Here is a 17,637-nt window from a genome sequence, read left to right on the forward strand (position 1 = left end):
GTTTCAGGCTGTCTGCAACCTGTCCCCTCCCCTGCTGGCGGGGGAGGGTTAGGGTGGGGGTGGCGCTTTGCGTTTCTAACCCCAGCCCTCCCCCTTACATAGGGGGAGGGGGCAGGCTTGTGGCAATATCAAATGTCAGGCAGCCTGAAAACGCCAAAAGCCACAGTTGATTTTGACTGTGGCTTTATTTTATTGGTTTTGTTGGGGCTTAATGATGTTTGCGTGATGCGATTTCGGTCAATTCGTTCAACAGGCTCTTCAATTCTTCCAATTTGGCGGTGGTAAATTCGTTTTCCAAGGCGGTAAAACCTTCGTTCACGCGCTGTAAGGTTTTGCTGTACAGTTTCGCGCCTTCGCTGGTTAATTTGACAAAAACGCGGCGTTGGTCGCTGGCGGGTTTGAGGCGCATCACATAACCTGCGCGTTCCAAACGATTCAAAATGCCCGTTAAGCTGGGGCGCAAAATGCTGGTCTGCTCCGACAAATCTTGAAAATCCAAAGTGGTGTTGTCAGACAGAGCGCGAATGATGCGCCATTGCTGTTCGGTAATGCCTGCTTCATTTAAAGCAGGACGCAAATACGCCATAACGGCATCGCGTGCTTGCACCAAGGCAACATTCAGGGACAGGTGCTGCTCATTGTCACTCATTTTTTCTCTCAATTCAAATAATGGCAATATCCAAATAAAAAGCGTGGTTTACAATATCAAAAAACGCTTTTTTCAGGATACTGCCATCGTGATAAAACATCTTTAAATATTTGTTCTACCATTGTAATTATTTTCGTCTGTTTTGTCAGCTCTTTTTTACTAAAATTATAAGCCTAATCAAATCGTTAAAACATGAAACAAATGAGTCAAATATGTTAAGCCAGCAAAAATAGACGCAAAAAAAAAAAAAAAAAAAAAATGAAAATCAATAACTTACAAAAAAATCGCTTTTTTCCAACCATTTCTTTAAATTGGCATTAAATCAGTTATTAACAATACAACTGATGAACAAACAAGAACAAGACAATGGTAGGGATACTCAAAATGGCATTTTCAGCAATTTTTGTGCGGCTTGCACGCCCCAATACACGGCTTCTTCAAACACGGAATAGCCGCTTAAATCGCTGTGGGCAAACAGCAAACGTGAGCTGTGCGCCCTTAATTGGTGCAGGCTGCTTTGGCTTAAATAGCCCACTTTTGGCACTGCCATGGCGTGTCCGCGTACGGTCAATTCGGCGTGTTGCACATGGCGGGGGAAATGTTTGCCGTAAACGGTCAGCAAATCGTGCATGGCATGATGCAGCAGGGTTGCATCGCTGGCTTGCAACAGCCATTTTCGCACATTTTGCGGTGTGTCGTGATTGAGCGCGGTGTAAGTGGTGAAAATGGTTTGTTCGGGTTTTGCCACGCGCAGGCTTTGGTGGGTGGCAAGCACATAACCCAAATGGCTTGAACCGTGTACCACATTGTCCCACGCCAATTCGCTGTGTGGCAGCTCGGGCGGAAAGGCATTTAACACAAAATTGCCAATGAGCCACGGTGCGCTTTCAGGCAGCCTGAAACCGTCTCCCGCATAGTTTTTCATGTTTTCAACGATGTGTTGCGCCACAAACAGGGGCGTGGCGACAATGACGTTTTGGGCGCGAATGCGGGCGGTGGTTTGGCTGGTGTGATGATAGACGGTCATGTCCACAAAATCGTTGTGTTCTTTGATGTGCAATGCGCTGGCTGCCCAGCTTTCAGGCTGCCTGAAATGCAAATGGGACGATGGGGGCAAATCTTGTTTTTCTTGCAAACCCATGTGTTGGCGCATTTTTTCTGCCAAATGATTGAGTCCGTCAGACCATGTGAGTACGGCGGCTTGGTCGTTGCCACGCGCGGCAAAATAGTGCAATCCTGCATAGGCGGATACTTGCGCTATGCCCTGCCCATAATCATCGCGGCAACAATAATCCAAATACCACAATAAATCGGGCGATGTGTAATTTTCTTGCGCCAACCATTGCGCGAAAGTTTGCGTGTCGCATTTGCGCCAAGTGTCGTCTTGCGAACTTTCGGCAATGGGAATGGCGAAGTGTTTTTTGCCGTCTGTGCCGTGGCTGTGTTTGATTTGGGCGATGAATTGGGCGAATCGTTGGCTGTCGGCATCGTGTGGCATTAAGCCGTATTGCCATTTGCCTTGATAAAACAGGCGTTCATCGGGGGCGTGTACCAAATCCATGTCATCGTACACCGCCCTGCCCTGCGCGTTATGGCGCAAAATGCCCAAATCTGCCAACAATTCGCGCACAAACACGCTTTCGGCAGAAGGTTGGGGCAAATAATGTGCGCCCGTGGGCGCGTTCAGGCTGCCTGAAAAGGTGTAGGCGGCGGCATTGCCATTGCGTTCCACGCCTTCCAAAATCAAAAAATCGCGCTTGCCCGAACGGTGCAAATACCACGCTGCCGACAAAGCCGCCGCCCCACTGCCCACAATCACCGTATCGCAAACAAAATCGCGTTGCGGCACCATGTGGGCAAAAGCACGGTCGCGCAACTGGTGCGCCAAAGGCAAACCCACACGTTGCACACGCACACTCATAGGCGGATAAAAATGGTGAGACAAAATCGCAGATGTGGCAGCAGCCGCCCCCAAAACGGCAGCACTGCCCAAAAATTGTCGGCGCGTGGGCATGGGCGTTGAATCCAAAAACACCATTATACGGCACGATAAACTTTCAGGCAGCCTGCCTGCAAGGGCAACACCCCCATTTTGCGCCAAAATGCCACCCTTTTGCGCCCAAATCATCTGGCTTTTTGGCAAAATCGCGCATACAATTCGTTTACAAAATATAACAGTCCACAACAATTTGCCCAATGGAGTTGGGCTATAATTCCGAATATTTTTTCCCAAAAAATTTTAAAATGAACAAATTTAAAAACCTAAACAGCACCTTACGCATTGCTTTATGCCTGATGCTTTTGGGCAGCGCAACCCAAGTTGCCGCCGAACCAGACGACCCACTCAATCAACTTTTGCGCCAGCGACAGCAACAAAGCAGCCCCGCCCCACAACGCGATGAAGAAGGCTTAAACCGACTCATTCAAAACAGCGCAAACACCAATGCAAGCAGCAGCCGTTTCAACATTGCTGCCCCCAGCAACACCGCCACATTCAGCAGCCCACCTGCCAACAGCAAAAGCGATGCCGACAACCTGATTTCCAACGCCATGGGCTTTATTGGCGTGGCATACCGTTTTGGCGGCACCACCCCACGCGGCTTTGATTGCAGTGGTTTCATGCAATATGTGTTTCAAAAAGCGTTTGCGGTAAACCTGCCGCGCACCGCCGCCCAACAAGCCACCGCAGGCGTACAAGTCAGCCGCGCCAATTTACAGGCTGGCGACATGGTGTTTTTCCGCACATCGGGCAAACGCATTTCACACGTTGGCATGTATGTGGGCAACGGTCGTTTCATTCACGCGCCACGCACGGGCAAACGCATTGAAATCACCAACCTCAACAACAAATATTGGAGCGCGCGCTACGCAACCGCCCGCCGCGTTAAACGCAATAACGCACAAAATTTCATTCGCAACTGATGGATTGAAATCATGGCAATGCCCCAAATACCCAAATGGCACGGCGACAATGGCGAAATCATCGCCTGTACCGAAAAAATCAAAGTCATGACCCAAAACATGACCGAATTGCACCAAATCGCCCAAGACGCATTGGAAGATGCCCTACTCATGGGTTGCAATGAACAGCAAGTCCGACAATATCTGTTGGATTTGGTCGCCCATTTGGAAAACCCCTATCGTTGAACACACAGGCAGCCGAAATCGCATTTCAGGCTGCCTGAATCTCATTTTCAAAGGAAAAACCATGCAAAATCATCAACACAAGCGACAAATTTTCCTTGACACCGAAACCACAGGCTTTGAACACAGCGCAGCCGAAAACCCCGACCGCATGGTGGAATTTGCAGGCGTGGAAATGGTCAATCGCCAATACACGGGCAACAATTTGCATTTGTACATCAATCCCCAACGCGATGTTCCCGAAGATGCCGCCAAAGTACACGGCTTAACGCTGGACAAATTGTTGGACAAACCCACCTTTGCCGAAGTCGCCCAACACATTTTTGATTACATTCAAGGTGCCGAGCTGATTATCCACAACGCCAAATTTGACGTGGGCTTTCTCAATGCCGAATTTGCGCGAGTCGGCTTGCCGCGCGTAGAAACCATTTGCGAAGTGGTGGACACGCTGGAAATGGCACGCCAACGCTATGCAGGACAAAAAAACAATCTGGACGCATTGTGCAACCGCTTGGGCGTGGACAGGAGCAAACGCATTTTCCACGGCGCACTCATAGACTGCGAACTGCTGGGCGAAGTTTACCTTGCCATGACGCGCACCCAATACAGCTTGGTTGATGATTTAGAAGAAGAAAACCCAAGCGACCACACCACCGCCACATCAGAAATCGCATTCAGCCAGCCTGAACCCCGCCCCGAATACCTGAAAATCATCAATGCCGATGAAGAAGAAAACAGCTTACATCACCAATATTTATCAGGTTTAGACAAATCATCAGGCGGCAAATGCGTGTATCGCCAGTTCAGCGAATACGCCCTTGCCGACAACGAAATCATCGCCACCGAACCGCCTCCGCCCGAACCCGATGATGACGATGATGAAGACGAATATTTGGACGAATTTGCCGCCAATTAAACTTTTCAGGCAGCCTGAAACCTTTGCAAAACCTACTTTTAAACTGACGTAGGGGCGGATTTCATATCCGCCCTTTTTTCAATTTATTGATAAAAATGAAAATTTCTGCGAACCTAAACGGGGCAGATATAAAATCTGCCCCTACAAATCGAGTTTTGCAAAGGTTTCAGCCTGAAAACAAAAAAACCATTTAACCCCAAAGGATTAAATGGTTTTTGCTTATGCGAAAAATTAAGCTTGTTTACGCGCAGGCAATTTTTCTTTAATGCGCGCTGCTTTACCCGTCAAGCCACGCAAGTAGTACAATTTCGCACGGCGTACATCACCACGGCGTTTCACTTCAATTTTTTCTACGCGAGGCGAATACAATGGGAAAGTACGCTCAACGCCTTCGCCATTGGAAATTTTGCGCACGATGAAGTTGCTGTTCAAACCGCGATTTTTGCGTGAAATCACAACGCCTTCATAGGCTTGCAAACGGGTACGGTTGCCCTCTACCACACGCGCATACACCACCACGGTGTCGCCAGGGGCAAACTCGGGAATGTCTTTGTTCAAACGAGCGATTTCTTCTTGCTCTAAAATATCAATCAAATTCATGTGAAAAGTTCCTTAATATAATATGGATTATTCAGTGCTTTCGCTTTGAATTTTTTGCAAAAGTTGAATTTCCTGTGGGAGTAAAACGCGCTTTGCCAATAAATCGGGTCGGCGCAAGAAAGTACGGCGCAGCGATTGTTCCAACCGCCAAGCCGCAATCAAAGCATGATTGCCCGAAGTCAAAACCTCTGGCACCGCCATGCCTTGAAAAACTGCTGGGCGCGTGTAATGTGGATAATCCAACAAACCATCGGCAAAAGAATCTTGCTCTGCCGAGGCCATTTCGCCCAACACCTTGGGAACAAGGCGCAAAACCGCATCCATCAACATCATGGCAGGCAACTCGCCACCCGACACCACAAAATCGCCTATGCTGATTTCTTCGTCCACACCGTGTTGCAACACGCGCTCATCTACGCCTTCGTAGCGACCACACAACAAAATCAAATTATCCAATTCAGACAATGACTTCACTTTATTGTGTGTGAGCGGTGCGCCTTGTGGACTCAAATAAATCACACGACTGCTGTTCAGGCTGCCTGAACAATTTTGTTTTGCCAAATCAATGGCTTTAAGCAATGGCTCTGCCATCATCACCATGCCCACACCGCCACCAAAAGGGCGGTCGTCAATGTAGCCCAATTTATTATCGGCAAACTGACGTGGGTTGATGGCGGCAAATTGCCAAATGCCCTGCTTGTGCGCCCGACCTGTTACGCCATATTCGGTAATGCTTTGAAACATCTCGGGAAAAAGCGTAATGGCTTGAATTTTCATCAGTAATCCAAGCCCCAATCGGCAATGATGATTTTTTGCGCTTTCTGCACTTCGTCAATGTATTGTGAAACAAAGGGAATCAGCTTTTCGCCGTGTTCGCCACGCACCACCAACACATCGTGTGCGCCTGTTTCCATCAATTTGACCACTTCGCCCAAGGCGATTTGTTCGCGGTTGATGACGTTCATGCCAACCAAGTCTGCCCAATAGTATTCGTCTTCCTCGGTTTCGGCAAATGATTCGCGTGGAATTTCAATGGTGTAGCCACGCAACAAGGCGGCAACATCACGGTCGTTCACATGGCTGAATTTGACTTGCAGCTCATCGCCTGCGGCTTTGCCTGCCTCAATTTCCACCATTTGCACGTCTTTGCCTTTGCTCAAACGCCATTGTGGGTAATCCAACAGGCTATCGGTGTATTCGGTGCTGGGCTGGACTTTCAGCCAGCCTTTTACGCCAAATGCGCCTTTGATGTAGCCCATTGCCACCCAGTTTTCTGTGTTGCTCATTGTGGTTAATTAAGCTGCAACTTTTTGTTCTTTAACCAATTTCGCCACAGATTCGCTCAATTGTGCGCCTTGACCAATCCAGTGGTTCAAACGGTCGGCGGCAATGCGAACGCGCTCTTGTTTGTCGTTGGCTACGGGGTTGTAAAAGCCCACGCGCTCAATGAAACGACCATCGCGGCGGCTGCGGCTGTCGGTTACGATGATGTTGTAAAAAGGGCGTTTTTTGGAGCCGCCACGGGCTAAACGAATCACTACCATGTTTAAAATCCTTGAAAAATTAGGTCAATAATCAAACTGTCTATTTTAGTGTGTTTGATGGGGTTTAGGCAAGTGTTATTTGATTTTTTGGGGCAAATTCTGTTTTCAGGCTGCCTGAAAAGCATTAAAATTGTTCATCTTTCCCCTTTATCTTTTGTTTTCAGGCTGCCTGAAAGGAAATCATCATGCGTCCACTTATTTGCGAAATTCGTTTAAATTATCTGCGTGAAAATTACCTTACGCTCAAAAAAATCCATGGCAACAAGCTCTTGGCGGTGGTCAAGGCAAATGCTTATGGACACGGTGCGGTGCGCTGCGCCCAAGCCTTGCACGACATTGCCGATGGTTTTGCGGTGGCGTGTTTGGAAGAGGCGATTGAGTTGCGCGAAAACCAAATCACCAAACCCATTTTGCTGCTGGAAGGGGTGTTTGAAGCACAAGAATATGATTTGGTTGATAAATGGGATTTGTGGACGGTGGTGCATCATCAAGCACAGTTGGAACAACTCTTGGCTCACGATTGGCAAAAACCTGCTACCGTTTGGCTGAAAATGGATTCGGGTATGCACCGCGCGGGCTTTTTTCCGCACAATTTTGCGGCGGCACACACGGCTTTGTCGCAAAGCAATAAAGTGGCAAAAATTGTGAAAATGACGCATTTTGCTTGCGCCGATGAAACCGAACGCGGCATGACCGACATGCAAGTGGAAACCTTTGATTTGGCTTGCGATGGCTTGACTGGCGAAAGCAGTCTTGCCAACTCTGCTGCCATGTTGCGCTATCCTGAAACACGCCGCGATTGGGGACGGGCTGGCTTGGCACTGTATGGCATTGCGCCTGTGTCGGAGCATTCAGGCAGCCTGAAACCCGTTATGCGTTTGAGCAGCCAAGTTTTTGCAGAACGTGTGTTGCAACCGCATGAACCCATTGGCTATGGCGCGACTTTTTACACCAAACGCTCCACACGCGTGGGTTTGGTGGCGTGTGGTTATGCCGATGGTTATCCGCGCCGCGCGTCCAGCGATACGCCTGTTGCGGTAAAGGGTTTGCGTACCAAAATCATCGGGCGCGTTTCCATGGATATGCTGACGGTGGATTTGAACGACAGCCACGAAGGTGTGGGCGATGTGGTGGAATTGTTTGGCGATGTGATTTCGGTAAACGAAGTGGCGGCGGCGGCTGGCACGATTGCTTATGAAGTGGTGTGCAATGTGAAACGCGCCAAAAAAGTTTACATCAGCTAAATCACTTTTCAGGCAGCCTGAAAACGCAAATCGCCCCGAAATTGCATTTTCAAATCATGATGTTGAGCTTGCAAGCCGCGTATCAACACTTCACTGGCAAGCTGCGCATTGCTGTGTGAGCCACATACGAAAATGTCGGCAGCGGCAAATTGGTGTTCCGTCCAAGTGTGTATGCTGATGTGCGATTCTGCCAGCAGCAACACACCCGTTACACCAGCATCGCCACCAAAGTGATGAAAATGTTGAAACAAAATCTGTGCTTGCGCGGCGTGGGCTGCCTGAATCAGCGCGTTTTGCAAAGTTGGCACATCGCGCAAAATCTCAACGGGGCAAGCGTATAAATCCAACAAAATGTGTTGCCCCAAAGCGGCAATGTGCGATGTCATTTGTGTCCACCGCCCCAGCCACCCGAACCGCCCGAATAATTGCCACCGCCCCCCGCATAACCGCGCGAAAGGCGACCGCCACCACCGCCATGACTGCTGTCGCTGGCAATGCTGTAATTGATGACCGTGCCCACCACAATCGCCAACACCGCAATCAAAACAAAACCCGTTCTGCCCATTTCATCTCCTTTTTTAAATATCAAACAATGTCTTATTCATCTTCATCTTGCTTGCCATAGCTGAACACAAAACGCAAAACAACAAAACTGACAATCGCCGAAAACACCAAATCATCGCCCGACATGCCCAACCAAGCAGGCAAATTGATGATGACAAACACCCCCACCGCAATCCAACGCCATTGGCTGGGAATGGGTTCATCTTGCCCTGTCTTAACCTTAATGGGGCGGGCTTGCTGATTGACACTCAATCCAAACGCGCTCAATTCATGCGGTGTCATTGCCACGCTGCGGCTCCACGCCCATTCATTTGGCGACAATTCGGCACACAATTTTGCGCCACCTTGCGCGTAATCGGTGTAGTGGTTCACATCGCCTGCGCGTATGTGCCAGTAAAACGCGCCTGCGGCATAACTCACGCGACCGCCATAGGCATAGAGTTTGCTTGCGCCTTGTGGCTGTAAATTTTTGTCTAAAATGGGAAAATGATTGAGCGTGGTGGAAACGTACCAACCATCATCAGGCACTTCCACCAACCACAAAAAGCCTTTTTGGGGCGAATACAACAAATATTCCACCCACCAACCTTGTGGCACGGCAGACACGCTTTGATGGTGCATGATGGCGTAAGCGTCCAAGCTCGCCAATTCTTCTTTGCGTACCGCGCCAATGACGGTGTAGTTTGTGCCGCGAATTTTGCCTACTCTGCCCAATGGCAAGCGCCATGCCGCATCTTGTGCTTGGCGCATGGCGTTGGCTTGGCGCAACTGGGCTTGGGTTTCGGACGTGTCCAAATCGCTGCCACAATGTTGGCAAATCACGTTTTGGGTTACGCCCCCCACCCAATGAATTGAACCGCCACAGTTGGGGCAATTTTCGGCTTGGCGCAAACCTTTCAGGCTGCCTGCCTGTTGTTGGATTTGGCGTTCATCTTTGAGATTTTGCAACACCAAATCAGCCAGTTGCACGGTTTTGCCCATGAATAATTGGGGCGGTTCGGTGGCATAATCCAGCGTTAAAAACAGATTTTCGGCACGAAAATCGGCAACGCGATTTTCCAGTTTTTCAGGCAGCCTGAACGGCAACTCGCCTTGCGCGGCAGCATTTTCCAACACAATGTCGCGCACATCGCTGGCAACAAAAATTTTGCCGATTTGCAAGGTGGTTTCGCCTGCGCGTATGTTGCCAAATTTGGGGGGCGATACGGTCAAATCACTTTCACGAACAAACACATACAAATCGCCCGCTTCCGACAGCCAACCGTGTGAGCCATCATCAAAACGCGCATACCATTCGTTCCAAACGCCCTGTTCATAACGCGCTTGCAATCGCCCAATCAGCGTGAAACCTTGCGCGGCAAAACGCCCTGTTGTGCCAATTTGCAGGGGCGAAAAATCGGTCAGCAATGCCGAATCGCGCCCTGTGTCGTGCAAACTGTCGTCTTGGCGCACCAGCATGCTGTTGCAATAGCCGCACACCACCGTAACCGCCGTGGCGGAATGAACGTGGACGGGCGCACCGCAACTGGGACAAGATGTGTGAAAAAGGGGTTCGGACATTATTCATTTACCTTTCAGGCTGCCTGAAAGTCCTAGCGGACAAAAAATAAATTATTTTAAATCAGATGTTAATGCCATCATGCCAGCTTGTTTGTACGCCCTTTTATCAAAGGTTACGGTTTGTTGGCAATCATTTAATTCATTGATTTTGCGAATTAAAATATCTGAAAAATCGGCATGGCTGTTTTTGTAAACATGCAAAATCTCCATTAATAAGATTTTGTTTTCAAAAGAAAAAACAGGTATACACAATATTTCATCTAAAATCATGGCGATGTATTCGCGTGATTTTTGATAATGGCGAGACAAAACCCAAATCAATTCCACTATCACCACATTATTGATAAAACCTTGATTTTCCAATGTTAAATTTTCCAGAAAATCGCTGGCGATTTTGGCTTGAACATCATCATCTTGCGTTAAATAGCGCACCAAAACATTGGTGTCTATGCCCGTTTTATTCGCCATACACCGCCCCAAGTTCAATGGCTTGATTGATTTCATCTATGCTGGCGACTTTTTCGGTTTTCACAATCCCTTTGAGACGGCGAATGTCGCCTTTGGGGTAATCGGATTTGAATTTTTGCGTAATCAATTCCGCCACGCTCACGCCTTGTTTTTGCGCTTCGTGGACAATCATTTGTTCAACGTGCAAAGGTAAATCAATAATCATGTTTTGCTCCAAAAATGCGTTTTAGGCTGCCTGAAAACGGGTGTAGTGCGCACCGAATTTCCCAAACATTCAAAAACTTGGTATGTGGCACACACCCTACAAATTTACCCAATCAACTGTTTCAACACTTCCGCTTTCGCCGCGTCATAATCGTCTTGCGAGATTAAACCATTGTCCAACAAGGTTTTGAGTTTGGTCAATTTGGCTTGTGGCTCATCGCTTTGGGGCGCGGCTGCCTGAACGGTTTGATTTGGCTGATTTTGTGGCGACATCATGCCTGCCATTGCGCCAGCCATCGCCTGACCAATCCCCGCGCCCACGCCCAAACCTGCGCCTATCCCTGCCATGCCGCCTTCGTTTTGCGCGGCAATCGGAATGGCTTGCGCGGTTTGAAATTGCGTGTATTTGCCCAAATCGCCCACAATGCCCATGCTCATGCGGCTGTCCAAAGCGGCTTGGACTTTTTCAGGCAGCGTAATGCTTTCTACCGTGAAATTTTCCAGCGTCAAGCCCAATTTGGCAAATTCAGGTTTCAGCAATTCCACCATTTTTTGCGACAAGAAAACTTGGTTTGCCGCCATGTCCAAAAACGGCACGCCCGATGTGGCAAAGGCGGTGGCAAGTTGGGTCATGGCAATGTTTTTTAATTGCAATTCAAGCTGTTCGCCCGAATAGCTTTCCACCACGCCCGACACTTCGTTGAAAAACACGGCAGGGTCGGCAATGCGATACGAATACATGCCAAACGAGCGCAGTTGCACAATGCCAAATTCGCTGTCGCGCACGGTAACGGGTTGGGCGGTTCCCCAACGTCTGCCGATTTGTTGGCGCGTGTTGAAAAAGTAAACATCTGATTTAAATGGCGATTGGAAGAGTTTGTCCCAATTTTTCAAATTGGTCAAAACGGGCAAGGTTTGCGTGGTCAGCGTGTAACGCCCTGCGCGGAACACGTCTGCGGTTACGCCTTCGTCCACAAACATGGCGGCTTGGCTTTCGCGCACGGTCAGGCTTGCACCGTTTTGGATTTCTTGGTCGGCAACGGGGAAACGCCACACCAGCGTGTTTTCATCGGGGTTTTCCCATTGAATCACGTCAATAAATTGTTTGCGGATAAAATTCATAATCATGATGTTTTCCTTTATTTTCAATCATTTTTAATTTAAAAACAGGGTTTCAGGCTGCCTGAAAAGGCGAATTTACCAGCCCAATGCCGCCAAAATCGTCATAAAAATACACAGCCAAAATACAAAGCCCAAATTTTCGGCAAATGAAATGGATAAGGTGCGCCAATCCAATAATTGTGAATTTTCATAGCTTTCCACGCGAAACAAGCCCAAAGTCAAAATCGGGACAAGTTTTCGCGCCGTGTGGTAGCAAAAAGTTTCTTCGTTTTCGCTCAAACCAAAAAAGCTGAAAAAACTGAACGCATATTTCAAAAAAAGCGTGCAAAAAGCGTGGATAAAATCCATTTGATTTCCCTTTCAGGCTGCCTAAAAAAATGCTTTTAGCCCATCAAACACGCCGCATTGAGCAAACCAATCCCAATGGACAAAGCACACAAAAATGCCCCCACCGCCACATTATTGGCTTCCAATTCCGCCACCGCGCCCTGAATAATGCGAATCGCCACAAAAAACAAGCCAATTTGCACCGCCGCCGCCAAAATCCCCCACAACACAAAATTCAACAAACCCACACTGTGCGCCATTGCCGACACCAGCGCGGTACAAAAACCAATAATCGCCCCACCGTATGACAAGGCACAAGCCAAATTACCGTTTTTAATCAACAGGATTTCACGCGGTGGCGTGATTTTTTCGTAAACAAGGGCAAAAATCCCCACCATAACCAATGCCACGATTAAATAAGCAAAATACAAAAAAACCATATTGTTTTCTCCAAAAAATCATGCCGCATTCTACCGCCATCAATGCGGACACTTCAACCGAAAAACGGCTGCGTGGCGATTTGTGATTGCGGCTTTTGGTGGTGTTCTCTACAATGGCGATGTGATTGACTTATTTTGCGGAGAAAATATCATGTACATTGTCAGCTCACAAAAAATTCAAGCCCAATTTGGCGAAATTGCAGACAGGGTCAAAAGCCACGAACCTGTGGTGATTACCCAATCGGGTCGCCCCACCATGATGTTGGTGAATTATGACGAAGGCATGGCAGCCATGCGCCAATACCATGCCAACCAATTTTGTGCTTTTTTAAACGAACGCGCTCGCCATACCCCACCCGCTAGCTATGAAGAGCTGGCTGAAATCAGCCGCTTGATTGAAGAAGAACGTGAAGCCATTTATCAGGAAAATTTGAAACAAAATGCCCAATAAGCCTTTCAAACGCCATGTGGTCATTGATACCAATATTTTGATTAGTGCGGTCATTTTGCCCCATTCCATTTTACGCCAAGTGATTGAAAAAGCAAAAGATGAATACATTTTATGCGCTTCACACGAAACCATGAATGAATTTGTGGAAGTGATAAACCGCCCCAAATTTTTAAAATATTTTGCCAATCCCGATGACAGGCAGCAATTCATTACCTTGGTGGAACGAGCCAGTCAAATCATTGAAGTCATACATGAAGTTACCGATTGCACCGACCCCAAAGACAACAAATTTTTATCACTGGCATTATCTGCAAACGCCATTTATTTGGTTACAGGCGACAAAAAAGATTTGCTTGCCATGAATCCCTATCATGGCGTGGAAATCATTACCGCAAGGGCATTTTTAGACAAACCCACGCCCTAGCCTGCCTGCAACCCCATCACAAACCCTTTTATTTGAAGAAAGACACATCATGCAAACTTTTTTGATTACATTGGTATTTTTCTTGGCGGTAATTTTCGCCATGGCACTGGGCTACATTTTCAAACGCCGCGAAATCAAGGGCAGTTGCGGTGGCATTGCCGCTTTGGGCATGGAAAAAGTCTGCGATTGCGACACGCCCTGCGCCAAACGCCGCAAAATGTTGGAACAACAAGCCAATCAATCTTAACGAACACGGGTTCTTAATCATCTGATTTTTTCTTGCGTTTGGCGCGTGGGTGTGTGTCGTCATACACTTGCGCCAAATGGTCAAAATCCAATTTGGTGTAAATTTGTGTGGTGGACAAGCTGCGGTGCCCCAACAAATCTTGCACCGCCCGCACATCACGAGACGCTTGCAACAAATGGCTGGCATAACTGTGGCGCAACATATGTGGCGAAATGTGTTGGTTACTGCCTTGATTTTTTGCCCACAAATCCAAACGCTTGGCAATTTGCCGCGTGGTCAAACGCTTGCCGTGCCGACTGGTAAACAGGGCGTTTTCATCTGCTTGTGCCACGCGCATGGGCAAATATTCGCGCAAAGCCTGCACACTTTTTGGGGTAAGGGGCACTTGGCGTTGGCGATTGCCCTTGCCTTGCACCATGACCCAGCCTGCGTCCAGCAAAATATCTTGAAAATTCAAAGCATTCAATTCGGATAAACGCAAACCGCTTCCATAAAACAATTCAATAAACGCCAAATCGCGCACGGTTAATGTGCTTTCAGGCTGCGTTTGGTTGAGCAAATGGTTGAGCTGTTCGCGCTCAATGGCTTTGGGCAGCCGTTCGGGGGCTTTGGGGGCTTTCAAGCCTAGGCTGATGTCGTTTGCCAATGCGCCTTGTTGGTGCAAATATTGGCAATATTGCCGCCACACCGACAGTTTGCGTGCCAAACTGCGCGAATGCAGGTTTTGTTGCGACAATTTTTTCAAAGCGGCAACCAGTTGGCTGCGCGTGAGCGGATTGGGGGCGTTGTCAGGCAGCAAATTTGCCAACTGTTGCAAATCGCGGCGATAGGCTTGGAGCGTGTGGGGGGATTTGTTTTGTTGTTGATGTTGCAACAAAAATGCGTCAAGCGATTGAAAAAAAGGGTGATTTGCCATTTCATTTTTCCAAAAAAGATACTGTTATGAACCTTGTCAATCATAAAATTTCAGTAAGTTTTTAACTTATTGAAATTTAAAGGTATAAAATTCAGCAAAAACACCGTCATAGTCTCGTGGCTATGACGGTTATTTTGTGGTAAGTCAAAGTTATGTGGGGGTCTAGCCCCCCACGCCCCCCAGTCTCACTTGCGACGCCGCGCGGGCAGGGGGACAAAGCGCAAAAAACACGCGCTTTGACCACCTGCCCTTACGGCAGAGTGTGGGGTCGCTTTCAGTCTATCAAGGGGGTATTCGTAAAGATTTTTTGGGAAAAATCTTTACAAAACTTCCCCCTTGACAGCCTTACAGCTCCGCGCAACGTCGCAAATTTGCTTAAACGGTTCGCCAGTTTTCAACACAATATAGCAATACACCACCAATTTTCGCATAATCGCGCAAATAATTTGTTTATTGGTTTTGCCTTTGGCTTTCAATCTTTGTACAAAATCGCGGTATTCAGGCAGCCTAAACGCGCACACCATCGCTGGCATATACAATGCCGTTCTAATATGCTTGTCTCCCTGCTTGCTAATGGCAATATATTTGGTCTTTTTTTGCCCCGACTGTTTCACAATCGGGTTTAGCCCCAAATAGGATACGACCTTTTTCGCGTTCTGAAATGAACGCTCGGCAAATAATGTGAGTAAGTGGGGAACAGTTGCCGAGCCTATTCCCCTAATCGTCTTTAAAAGCTGGGATTTTTCTTTCAAACTGGGTTCAGCGTTAATGTGCTGCTCAATGGCAGCCTTAACATCAACAATTTGCTGCTCCAAATGCTGTATTGTGTCTTGAATAAATGCTTGTGTCGCTTCATGTGCAACCAACAGACGGTTTTTCTGCGCCGTGTGCATTTCTTTCAAATGGTCAAGTTGTCGGGTTAAGGCTTTTAATTTGCGCTCCGACAACGTAGGAAAAATGTGCGGTTTAGGCTCATTGCGTTTGCAGTAAATCGCGATGTTTTTCGCGTCCTGCTTGTCGGTTTTGACCGCAATCAGTTCCATTTCAATGAATTTTTTAATGGACAATGGATTAACGATTGATACAATAAATTGTTTGTCGTGCAAATATTCAGCAACATTTTCGCTGTAAACGCCCGTGGCTTCCATGCAAACATGCACATCAGCCCCATATTTGAGCAGCCATTCACACAATTTTTCAAATCCAGCAACATTATTGCTAAATACACGGTGAAAGTAGCGTTCACCGACAATCAAGCAGCAATCAATTTTTGCCTTGCTGACATCAATTCCTAAATAATTCATAGCATTACCTTTGCTTATATACAGGCACAAACGCCTACGATACTGTTCAGGTTTCAAGTGGAAGAAAGCCCTACTTACCTTTCTTTTTCACAGGCTATGTGCCTAGCTGCTTGGTGCGGTAAAGTAGGGCGGTGCTGCAAAACTACGATGTAAATGTACTATTTTCAACGTAATTAATCAAATACCCCAAAGATTTAATCATGCTTTTGCAAACTTCAACATCAGCAGGATTTTCAAGATAGGGCTCTAGAACGGTTAAGAATGTCCCCAATCTCTCAATTTGGTATTTATCCAATACCAATGCTCCCAAAGTATTATGATTAACAGAATTAAGAGAAGTAGAAACTTCTGCCAAAATCAATGCTTTTTCTCTTAACGCATCGCTAGATACATGAACTAAAACATTTTTATCTTCATGATTGAATATTTCATGAAACATCGTCAATCCCCTTTCATTTCGTTGGATTTTCAGACTGCCTAACTTGCGCCTGCTGCTCATTTTGCAAGTAGGGGTTATAAATCCCATTTTCCACAAAGTCAAGGCAAATGCCCTTATCCAAGCCATGAATGGGCGTAGCCTGCTCCGTGTAGCAGGTGCAACGTGAACCATTTTTCACACAAGCCACAGGATAAGGCATGGTTTTGACTTGTTTGTTCATCGGATGATAAATGGGGGCAGTCCACGGCTTACCGTCAATATTGGGCTTAAAATCCATAGCTTTAATTTGGTCATCATTCGGCACAGGTTCAGATGCCACTGCAATGCGCCCACCGCCCACGTCAGACGGTGCTGCTTGCGCTTCCCCGTCTGCCTTGGTCGGTTGGCTGGCTGCTACCGCAGCCGTTTCTGCTGCCTTTTTGGGTTGCTCAAACAAAATTTGTTTGTTGTAGCTTAACGCATAAACGGTCATGGCAATAGCTGCCACCACAATCAACGGAAACAACCAAAACCAAAAACTGCGATTAACCTTAATCTTGGTGTGCAATTCGGCGGACTTGTACGCGTCAAACGCGCTTTTGTCTAATGTGTATGGCTTTGCCATGGCGTCTGCAATATCGCCTTTGTTGTCGGGATTACCACAACGCTGCCATTCCCACATTCTGCGCGTTCCCAGTTGGGTTTTATCAAAATGCTTGTGGTTTTCCACAAAGCTTTTGATGTTCATGTCAATCAAGCGTGGGTGTTGGGTAATAAAGAACAAATCAACCCCACGATGTCGGTGTGTTTCAATCGCTTGCACGGCTTCGGGAACTTTTGAACCGTTGGGACGTTGTCGCCAGTAGCGTTGGCATTCGTCCACAACCAAAATGGCGTTTGTGGGCAGCCATTCATGCCAGTTTTCGCCCGTACAGTTTTCAGGCAGCTTTTCATGTGGAATTTTGGACACGTCCACATCGGGAATACCGTCAATGTACAAGGGGCGATTTTGCAAATCCTTGCGCTTTAACAGCATAGAAACCATGTGTAATGTTTTGCCAGAGCCAGGCTTACCCGTAATCAAATAAAGCATAA

Annotated in this window: 25 protein-coding genes; 7 read left to right on the forward strand and 18 right to left on the reverse strand. The window is 47.4% G+C overall.

Going from position 1 to position 17,637, the window contains the following annotated elements; all coding sequences use genetic code 11:
- Positions 1-208: 208 nt before the first annotated feature.
- Complete coding sequence (gene hpaR, locus H3L97_RS00145; RefSeq protein WP_097114054.1) at positions 209-649, reverse strand: homoprotocatechuate degradation operon regulator HpaR; 441 nt, start codon at positions 647-649, stop codon at positions 209-211.
- A gap of 379 nt (positions 650-1,028) precedes the next feature.
- On the reverse strand, positions 1,029-2,663 hold the full coding sequence (locus H3L97_RS00150) for an NAD(P)-binding protein (RefSeq protein ID WP_097114089.1): 1,635 nt from the start codon (positions 2,661-2,663) through the stop codon (positions 1,029-1,031).
- A 230-nt stretch (positions 2,664-2,893) separates the two neighbouring features.
- Here H3L97_RS00150 and H3L97_RS00155 point away from each other — a divergent pair, with 230 nt between their 5' ends.
- The 3 genes from H3L97_RS00155 (at position 2,894) to dnaQ (ending at position 4,709) form a co-directional block, all read left to right on the forward strand.
- Positions 2,894-3,571, forward strand: a complete 678-nt coding sequence (locus H3L97_RS00155; RefSeq protein ID WP_097114088.1) for a C40 family peptidase — start codon at positions 2,894-2,896, stop codon at positions 3,569-3,571.
- A gap of 12 nt (positions 3,572-3,583) precedes the next feature.
- Complete coding sequence (locus H3L97_RS00160; RefSeq protein WP_097114053.1) at positions 3,584-3,796, forward strand: hypothetical protein; 213 nt, start codon at positions 3,584-3,586, stop codon at positions 3,794-3,796.
- A gap of 61 nt (positions 3,797-3,857) precedes the next feature.
- The gene (dnaQ, locus tag H3L97_RS00165; protein ID WP_097114052.1) at positions 3,858-4,709 is read left to right on the forward strand and encodes a DNA polymerase III subunit epsilon; all 852 of its coding nucleotides are present in this window, start codon (positions 3,858-3,860) and stop codon (positions 4,707-4,709) included.
- Between the two features lie 231 nt (positions 4,710-4,940).
- Here the strand turns inward: dnaQ and rplS are convergent, their stop codons facing one another.
- Genes rplS through rpsP form a run of 4 tightly spaced genes read right to left on the reverse strand, consistent with a single transcriptional unit; the run spans position 4,941 to position 6,853 of the window.
- A complete protein-coding gene (rplS, locus tag H3L97_RS00170) occupies positions 4,941-5,309 on the reverse strand; it encodes a 50S ribosomal protein L19 (RefSeq protein ID WP_097114051.1) in 369 nt (122 codons plus the stop codon).
- 27 nt (positions 5,310-5,336) lie between these two features.
- Positions 5,337-6,086 carry a tRNA (guanosine(37)-N1)-methyltransferase TrmD gene (gene trmD, locus H3L97_RS00175; protein ID WP_097114050.1) on the reverse strand — a complete coding sequence of 250 codons (750 nt, stop codon included), beginning with the start codon at positions 6,084-6,086 and terminating at the stop codon, positions 5,337-5,339.
- Complete coding sequence (rimM, locus tag H3L97_RS00180; protein WP_097114049.1) at positions 6,086-6,595, reverse strand: ribosome maturation factor RimM; 510 nt, start codon at positions 6,593-6,595, stop codon at positions 6,086-6,088. Before rimM ends, trmD begins: the two co-directional genes overlap by 1 nt.
- Positions 6,596-6,604: 9 nt before the next feature.
- Positions 6,605-6,853, reverse strand: coding sequence for a 30S ribosomal protein S16 (rpsP, locus tag H3L97_RS00185; RefSeq protein ID WP_097114048.1), 249 nt, complete (start codon positions 6,851-6,853; stop codon positions 6,605-6,607).
- A gap of 185 nt (positions 6,854-7,038) precedes the next feature.
- Between rpsP and alr the strand changes: the two genes are divergently transcribed.
- The gene (alr, locus tag H3L97_RS00190; protein ID WP_097114047.1) at positions 7,039-8,097 is read left to right on the forward strand and encodes an alanine racemase; all 1,059 of its coding nucleotides are present in this window, start codon (positions 7,039-7,041) and stop codon (positions 8,095-8,097) included.
- Between the two features lie 8 nt (positions 8,098-8,105).
- On the opposite strand, the gene speD is transcribed toward alr, so the two are convergent.
- The 8 genes from speD to H3L97_RS00230 form a co-directional block, all read right to left on the reverse strand.
- Entirely contained in the window at positions 8,106-8,483 is a 378-nt protein-coding gene (gene speD, locus H3L97_RS00195) for an adenosylmethionine decarboxylase (RefSeq protein WP_097114046.1), read from the reverse strand.
- Positions 8,480-8,662: a hypothetical protein gene (locus H3L97_RS00200; protein ID WP_097114045.1), complete on the reverse strand. Its 183-nt coding sequence runs from the start codon at positions 8,660-8,662 to the stop codon at positions 8,480-8,482. The genes speD and H3L97_RS00200 overlap by 4 nt, the downstream gene beginning before the upstream one ends.
- Positions 8,663-8,694: 32 nt before the next feature.
- The gene (locus tag H3L97_RS00205; protein WP_179655807.1) at positions 8,695-10,221 is read right to left on the reverse strand and encodes a DUF4178 domain-containing protein; all 1,527 of its coding nucleotides are present in this window, start codon (positions 10,219-10,221) and stop codon (positions 8,695-8,697) included.
- A gap of 51 nt (positions 10,222-10,272) precedes the next feature.
- Positions 10,273-10,689 (reverse strand): type II toxin-antitoxin system VapC family toxin, encoded by a 417-nt coding sequence (locus H3L97_RS00210; protein ID WP_097114043.1) that lies wholly within the window; start codon positions 10,687-10,689, stop codon positions 10,273-10,275.
- Positions 10,679-10,894: a hypothetical protein gene (locus H3L97_RS00215; RefSeq protein ID WP_097114042.1), complete on the reverse strand. Its 216-nt coding sequence runs from the start codon at positions 10,892-10,894 to the stop codon at positions 10,679-10,681. Before H3L97_RS00215 ends, H3L97_RS00210 begins: the two co-directional genes overlap by 11 nt.
- A 104-nt stretch (positions 10,895-10,998) precedes the next feature.
- Positions 10,999-12,018: an SPFH domain-containing protein gene (locus H3L97_RS00220; protein ID WP_097114087.1), complete on the reverse strand. Its 1,020-nt coding sequence runs from the start codon at positions 12,016-12,018 to the stop codon at positions 10,999-11,001.
- Positions 12,019-12,090: 72 nt separating this feature from the next.
- Complete coding sequence (locus H3L97_RS00225) at positions 12,091-12,363, reverse strand: hypothetical protein (RefSeq protein WP_097114041.1); 273 nt, start codon at positions 12,361-12,363, stop codon at positions 12,091-12,093.
- A gap of 35 nt (positions 12,364-12,398) precedes the next feature.
- Positions 12,399-12,782, reverse strand: coding sequence for a DUF350 domain-containing protein (locus tag H3L97_RS00230; protein WP_097114040.1), 384 nt, complete (start codon positions 12,780-12,782; stop codon positions 12,399-12,401).
- Between the two features lies 1 nt (position 12,783).
- Here H3L97_RS00230 and H3L97_RS00235 point away from each other — a divergent pair, with 1 nt between their 5' ends.
- Genes H3L97_RS00235 through nqrM form a run of 3 tightly spaced genes read left to right on the forward strand, consistent with a single transcriptional unit; the run spans position 12,784 to position 13,904 of the window.
- On the forward strand, positions 12,784-13,233 hold the full coding sequence (locus tag H3L97_RS00235) for a type II toxin-antitoxin system Phd/YefM family antitoxin (RefSeq protein WP_143269120.1): 450 nt from the start codon (positions 12,784-12,786) through the stop codon (positions 13,231-13,233).
- Complete coding sequence (locus tag H3L97_RS00240) at positions 13,223-13,657, forward strand: putative toxin-antitoxin system toxin component, PIN family (RefSeq protein ID WP_097114038.1); 435 nt, start codon at positions 13,223-13,225, stop codon at positions 13,655-13,657. The genes H3L97_RS00235 and H3L97_RS00240 overlap by 11 nt, the downstream gene beginning before the upstream one ends.
- Before the next feature lie 49 nt (positions 13,658-13,706).
- Complete coding sequence (gene nqrM / locus H3L97_RS00245; RefSeq protein WP_097114037.1) at positions 13,707-13,904, forward strand: (Na+)-NQR maturation NqrM; 198 nt, start codon at positions 13,707-13,709, stop codon at positions 13,902-13,904.
- Positions 13,905-13,917: 13 nt separating this feature from the next.
- On the opposite strand, the gene H3L97_RS00250 is transcribed toward nqrM, so the two are convergent.
- The 4 genes from H3L97_RS00250 to H3L97_RS00265 form a co-directional block, all read right to left on the reverse strand.
- Positions 13,918-14,820: a tyrosine recombinase XerC gene (locus H3L97_RS00250; RefSeq protein WP_097114036.1), complete on the reverse strand. Its 903-nt coding sequence runs from the start codon at positions 14,818-14,820 to the stop codon at positions 13,918-13,920.
- Between the two features lie 320 nt (positions 14,821-15,140).
- A complete protein-coding gene (locus H3L97_RS00255) occupies positions 15,141-16,124 on the reverse strand; it encodes an IS110 family RNA-guided transposase (protein ID WP_097114035.1) in 984 nt (327 codons plus the stop codon).
- A 142-nt stretch (positions 16,125-16,266) separates the two neighbouring features.
- A complete protein-coding gene (locus H3L97_RS00260) occupies positions 16,267-16,569 on the reverse strand; it encodes a hypothetical protein (protein ID WP_143269119.1) in 303 nt (100 codons plus the stop codon).
- A 7-nt stretch (positions 16,570-16,576) separates the two neighbouring features.
- Positions 16,577-17,635, reverse strand: a complete 1,059-nt coding sequence (locus tag H3L97_RS00265) for a zonular occludens toxin domain-containing protein (RefSeq protein ID WP_097114033.1) — start codon at positions 17,633-17,635, stop codon at positions 16,577-16,579.
- Positions 17,636-17,637 lie beyond the last annotated feature (2 nt).

The sequence above is a fragment of the Alysiella filiformis genome, assembly GCF_014054525.1.
GTDB lineage: Bacteria > Pseudomonadota > Gammaproteobacteria > Burkholderiales > Neisseriaceae > Simonsiella > Simonsiella filiformis.

Bases quoted from the DNA above. Each gene is read 5' to 3' on its own strand.
- hpaR (WP_097114054.1), bottom strand. From the start codon at position 649: ATGAGTGACAATGAGCAGCACCTGTCCCTGAATGTTGCCTTGGTGCAA.
- H3L97_RS00150 (WP_097114089.1), bottom strand. From the start codon at position 2,663: ATGCCCACGCGCCGACAATTTTTGGGCAGTGCTGCCGTTTTGGGGGCG.
- H3L97_RS00155 (WP_097114088.1), top strand. From the start codon at position 2,894: ATGAACAAATTTAAAAACCTAAACAGCACCTTACGCATTGCTTTATGC.
- H3L97_RS00160 (WP_097114053.1), top strand. From the start codon at position 3,584: ATGGCAATGCCCCAAATACCCAAATGGCACGGCGACAATGGCGAAATC.
- dnaQ (WP_097114052.1), top strand. From the start codon at position 3,858: ATGCAAAATCATCAACACAAGCGACAAATTTTCCTTGACACCGAAACC.
- rplS (WP_097114051.1), bottom strand. From the start codon at position 5,309: ATGAATTTGATTGATATTTTAGAGCAAGAAGAAATCGCTCGTTTGAAC.
- trmD (WP_097114050.1), bottom strand. From the start codon at position 6,086: ATGAAAATTCAAGCCATTACGCTTTTTCCCGAGATGTTTCAAAGCATT.
- rimM (WP_097114049.1), bottom strand. From the start codon at position 6,595: ATGAGCAACACAGAAAACTGGGTGGCAATGGGCTACATCAAAGGCGCA.
- rpsP (WP_097114048.1), bottom strand. From the start codon at position 6,853: ATGGTAGTGATTCGTTTAGCCCGTGGCGGCTCCAAAAAACGCCCTTTT.
- alr (WP_097114047.1), top strand. From the start codon at position 7,039: ATGCGTCCACTTATTTGCGAAATTCGTTTAAATTATCTGCGTGAAAAT.
- speD (WP_097114046.1), bottom strand. From the start codon at position 8,483: ATGACATCGCACATTGCCGCTTTGGGGCAACACATTTTGTTGGATTTA.
- H3L97_RS00200 (WP_097114045.1), bottom strand. From the start codon at position 8,662: ATGGGCAGAACGGGTTTTGTTTTGATTGCGGTGTTGGCGATTGTGGTG.
- H3L97_RS00205 (WP_179655807.1), bottom strand. From the start codon at position 10,221: ATGTCCGAACCCCTTTTTCACACATCTTGTCCCAGTTGCGGTGCGCCC.
- H3L97_RS00210 (WP_097114043.1), bottom strand. From the start codon at position 10,689: ATGGCGAATAAAACGGGCATAGACACCAATGTTTTGGTGCGCTATTTA.
- H3L97_RS00215 (WP_097114042.1), bottom strand. From the start codon at position 10,894: ATGATTATTGATTTACCTTTGCACGTTGAACAAATGATTGTCCACGAA.
- H3L97_RS00225 (WP_097114041.1), bottom strand. From the start codon at position 12,363: ATGGATTTTATCCACGCTTTTTGCACGCTTTTTTTGAAATATGCGTTC.
- H3L97_RS00230 (WP_097114040.1), bottom strand. From the start codon at position 12,782: ATGGTTTTTTTGTATTTTGCTTATTTAATCGTGGCATTGGTTATGGTG.
- H3L97_RS00240 (WP_097114038.1), top strand. From the start codon at position 13,223: ATGCCCAATAAGCCTTTCAAACGCCATGTGGTCATTGATACCAATATT.
- nqrM (WP_097114037.1), top strand. From the start codon at position 13,707: ATGCAAACTTTTTTGATTACATTGGTATTTTTCTTGGCGGTAATTTTC.
- H3L97_RS00250 (WP_097114036.1), bottom strand. From the start codon at position 14,820: ATGGCAAATCACCCTTTTTTTCAATCGCTTGACGCATTTTTGTTGCAA.
- H3L97_RS00255 (WP_097114035.1), bottom strand. From the start codon at position 16,124: ATGAATTATTTAGGAATTGATGTCAGCAAGGCAAAAATTGATTGCTGC.
- H3L97_RS00265 (WP_097114033.1), bottom strand. From the start codon at position 17,635: ATGCTTTATTTGATTACGGGTAAGCCTGGCTCTGGCAAAACATTACAC.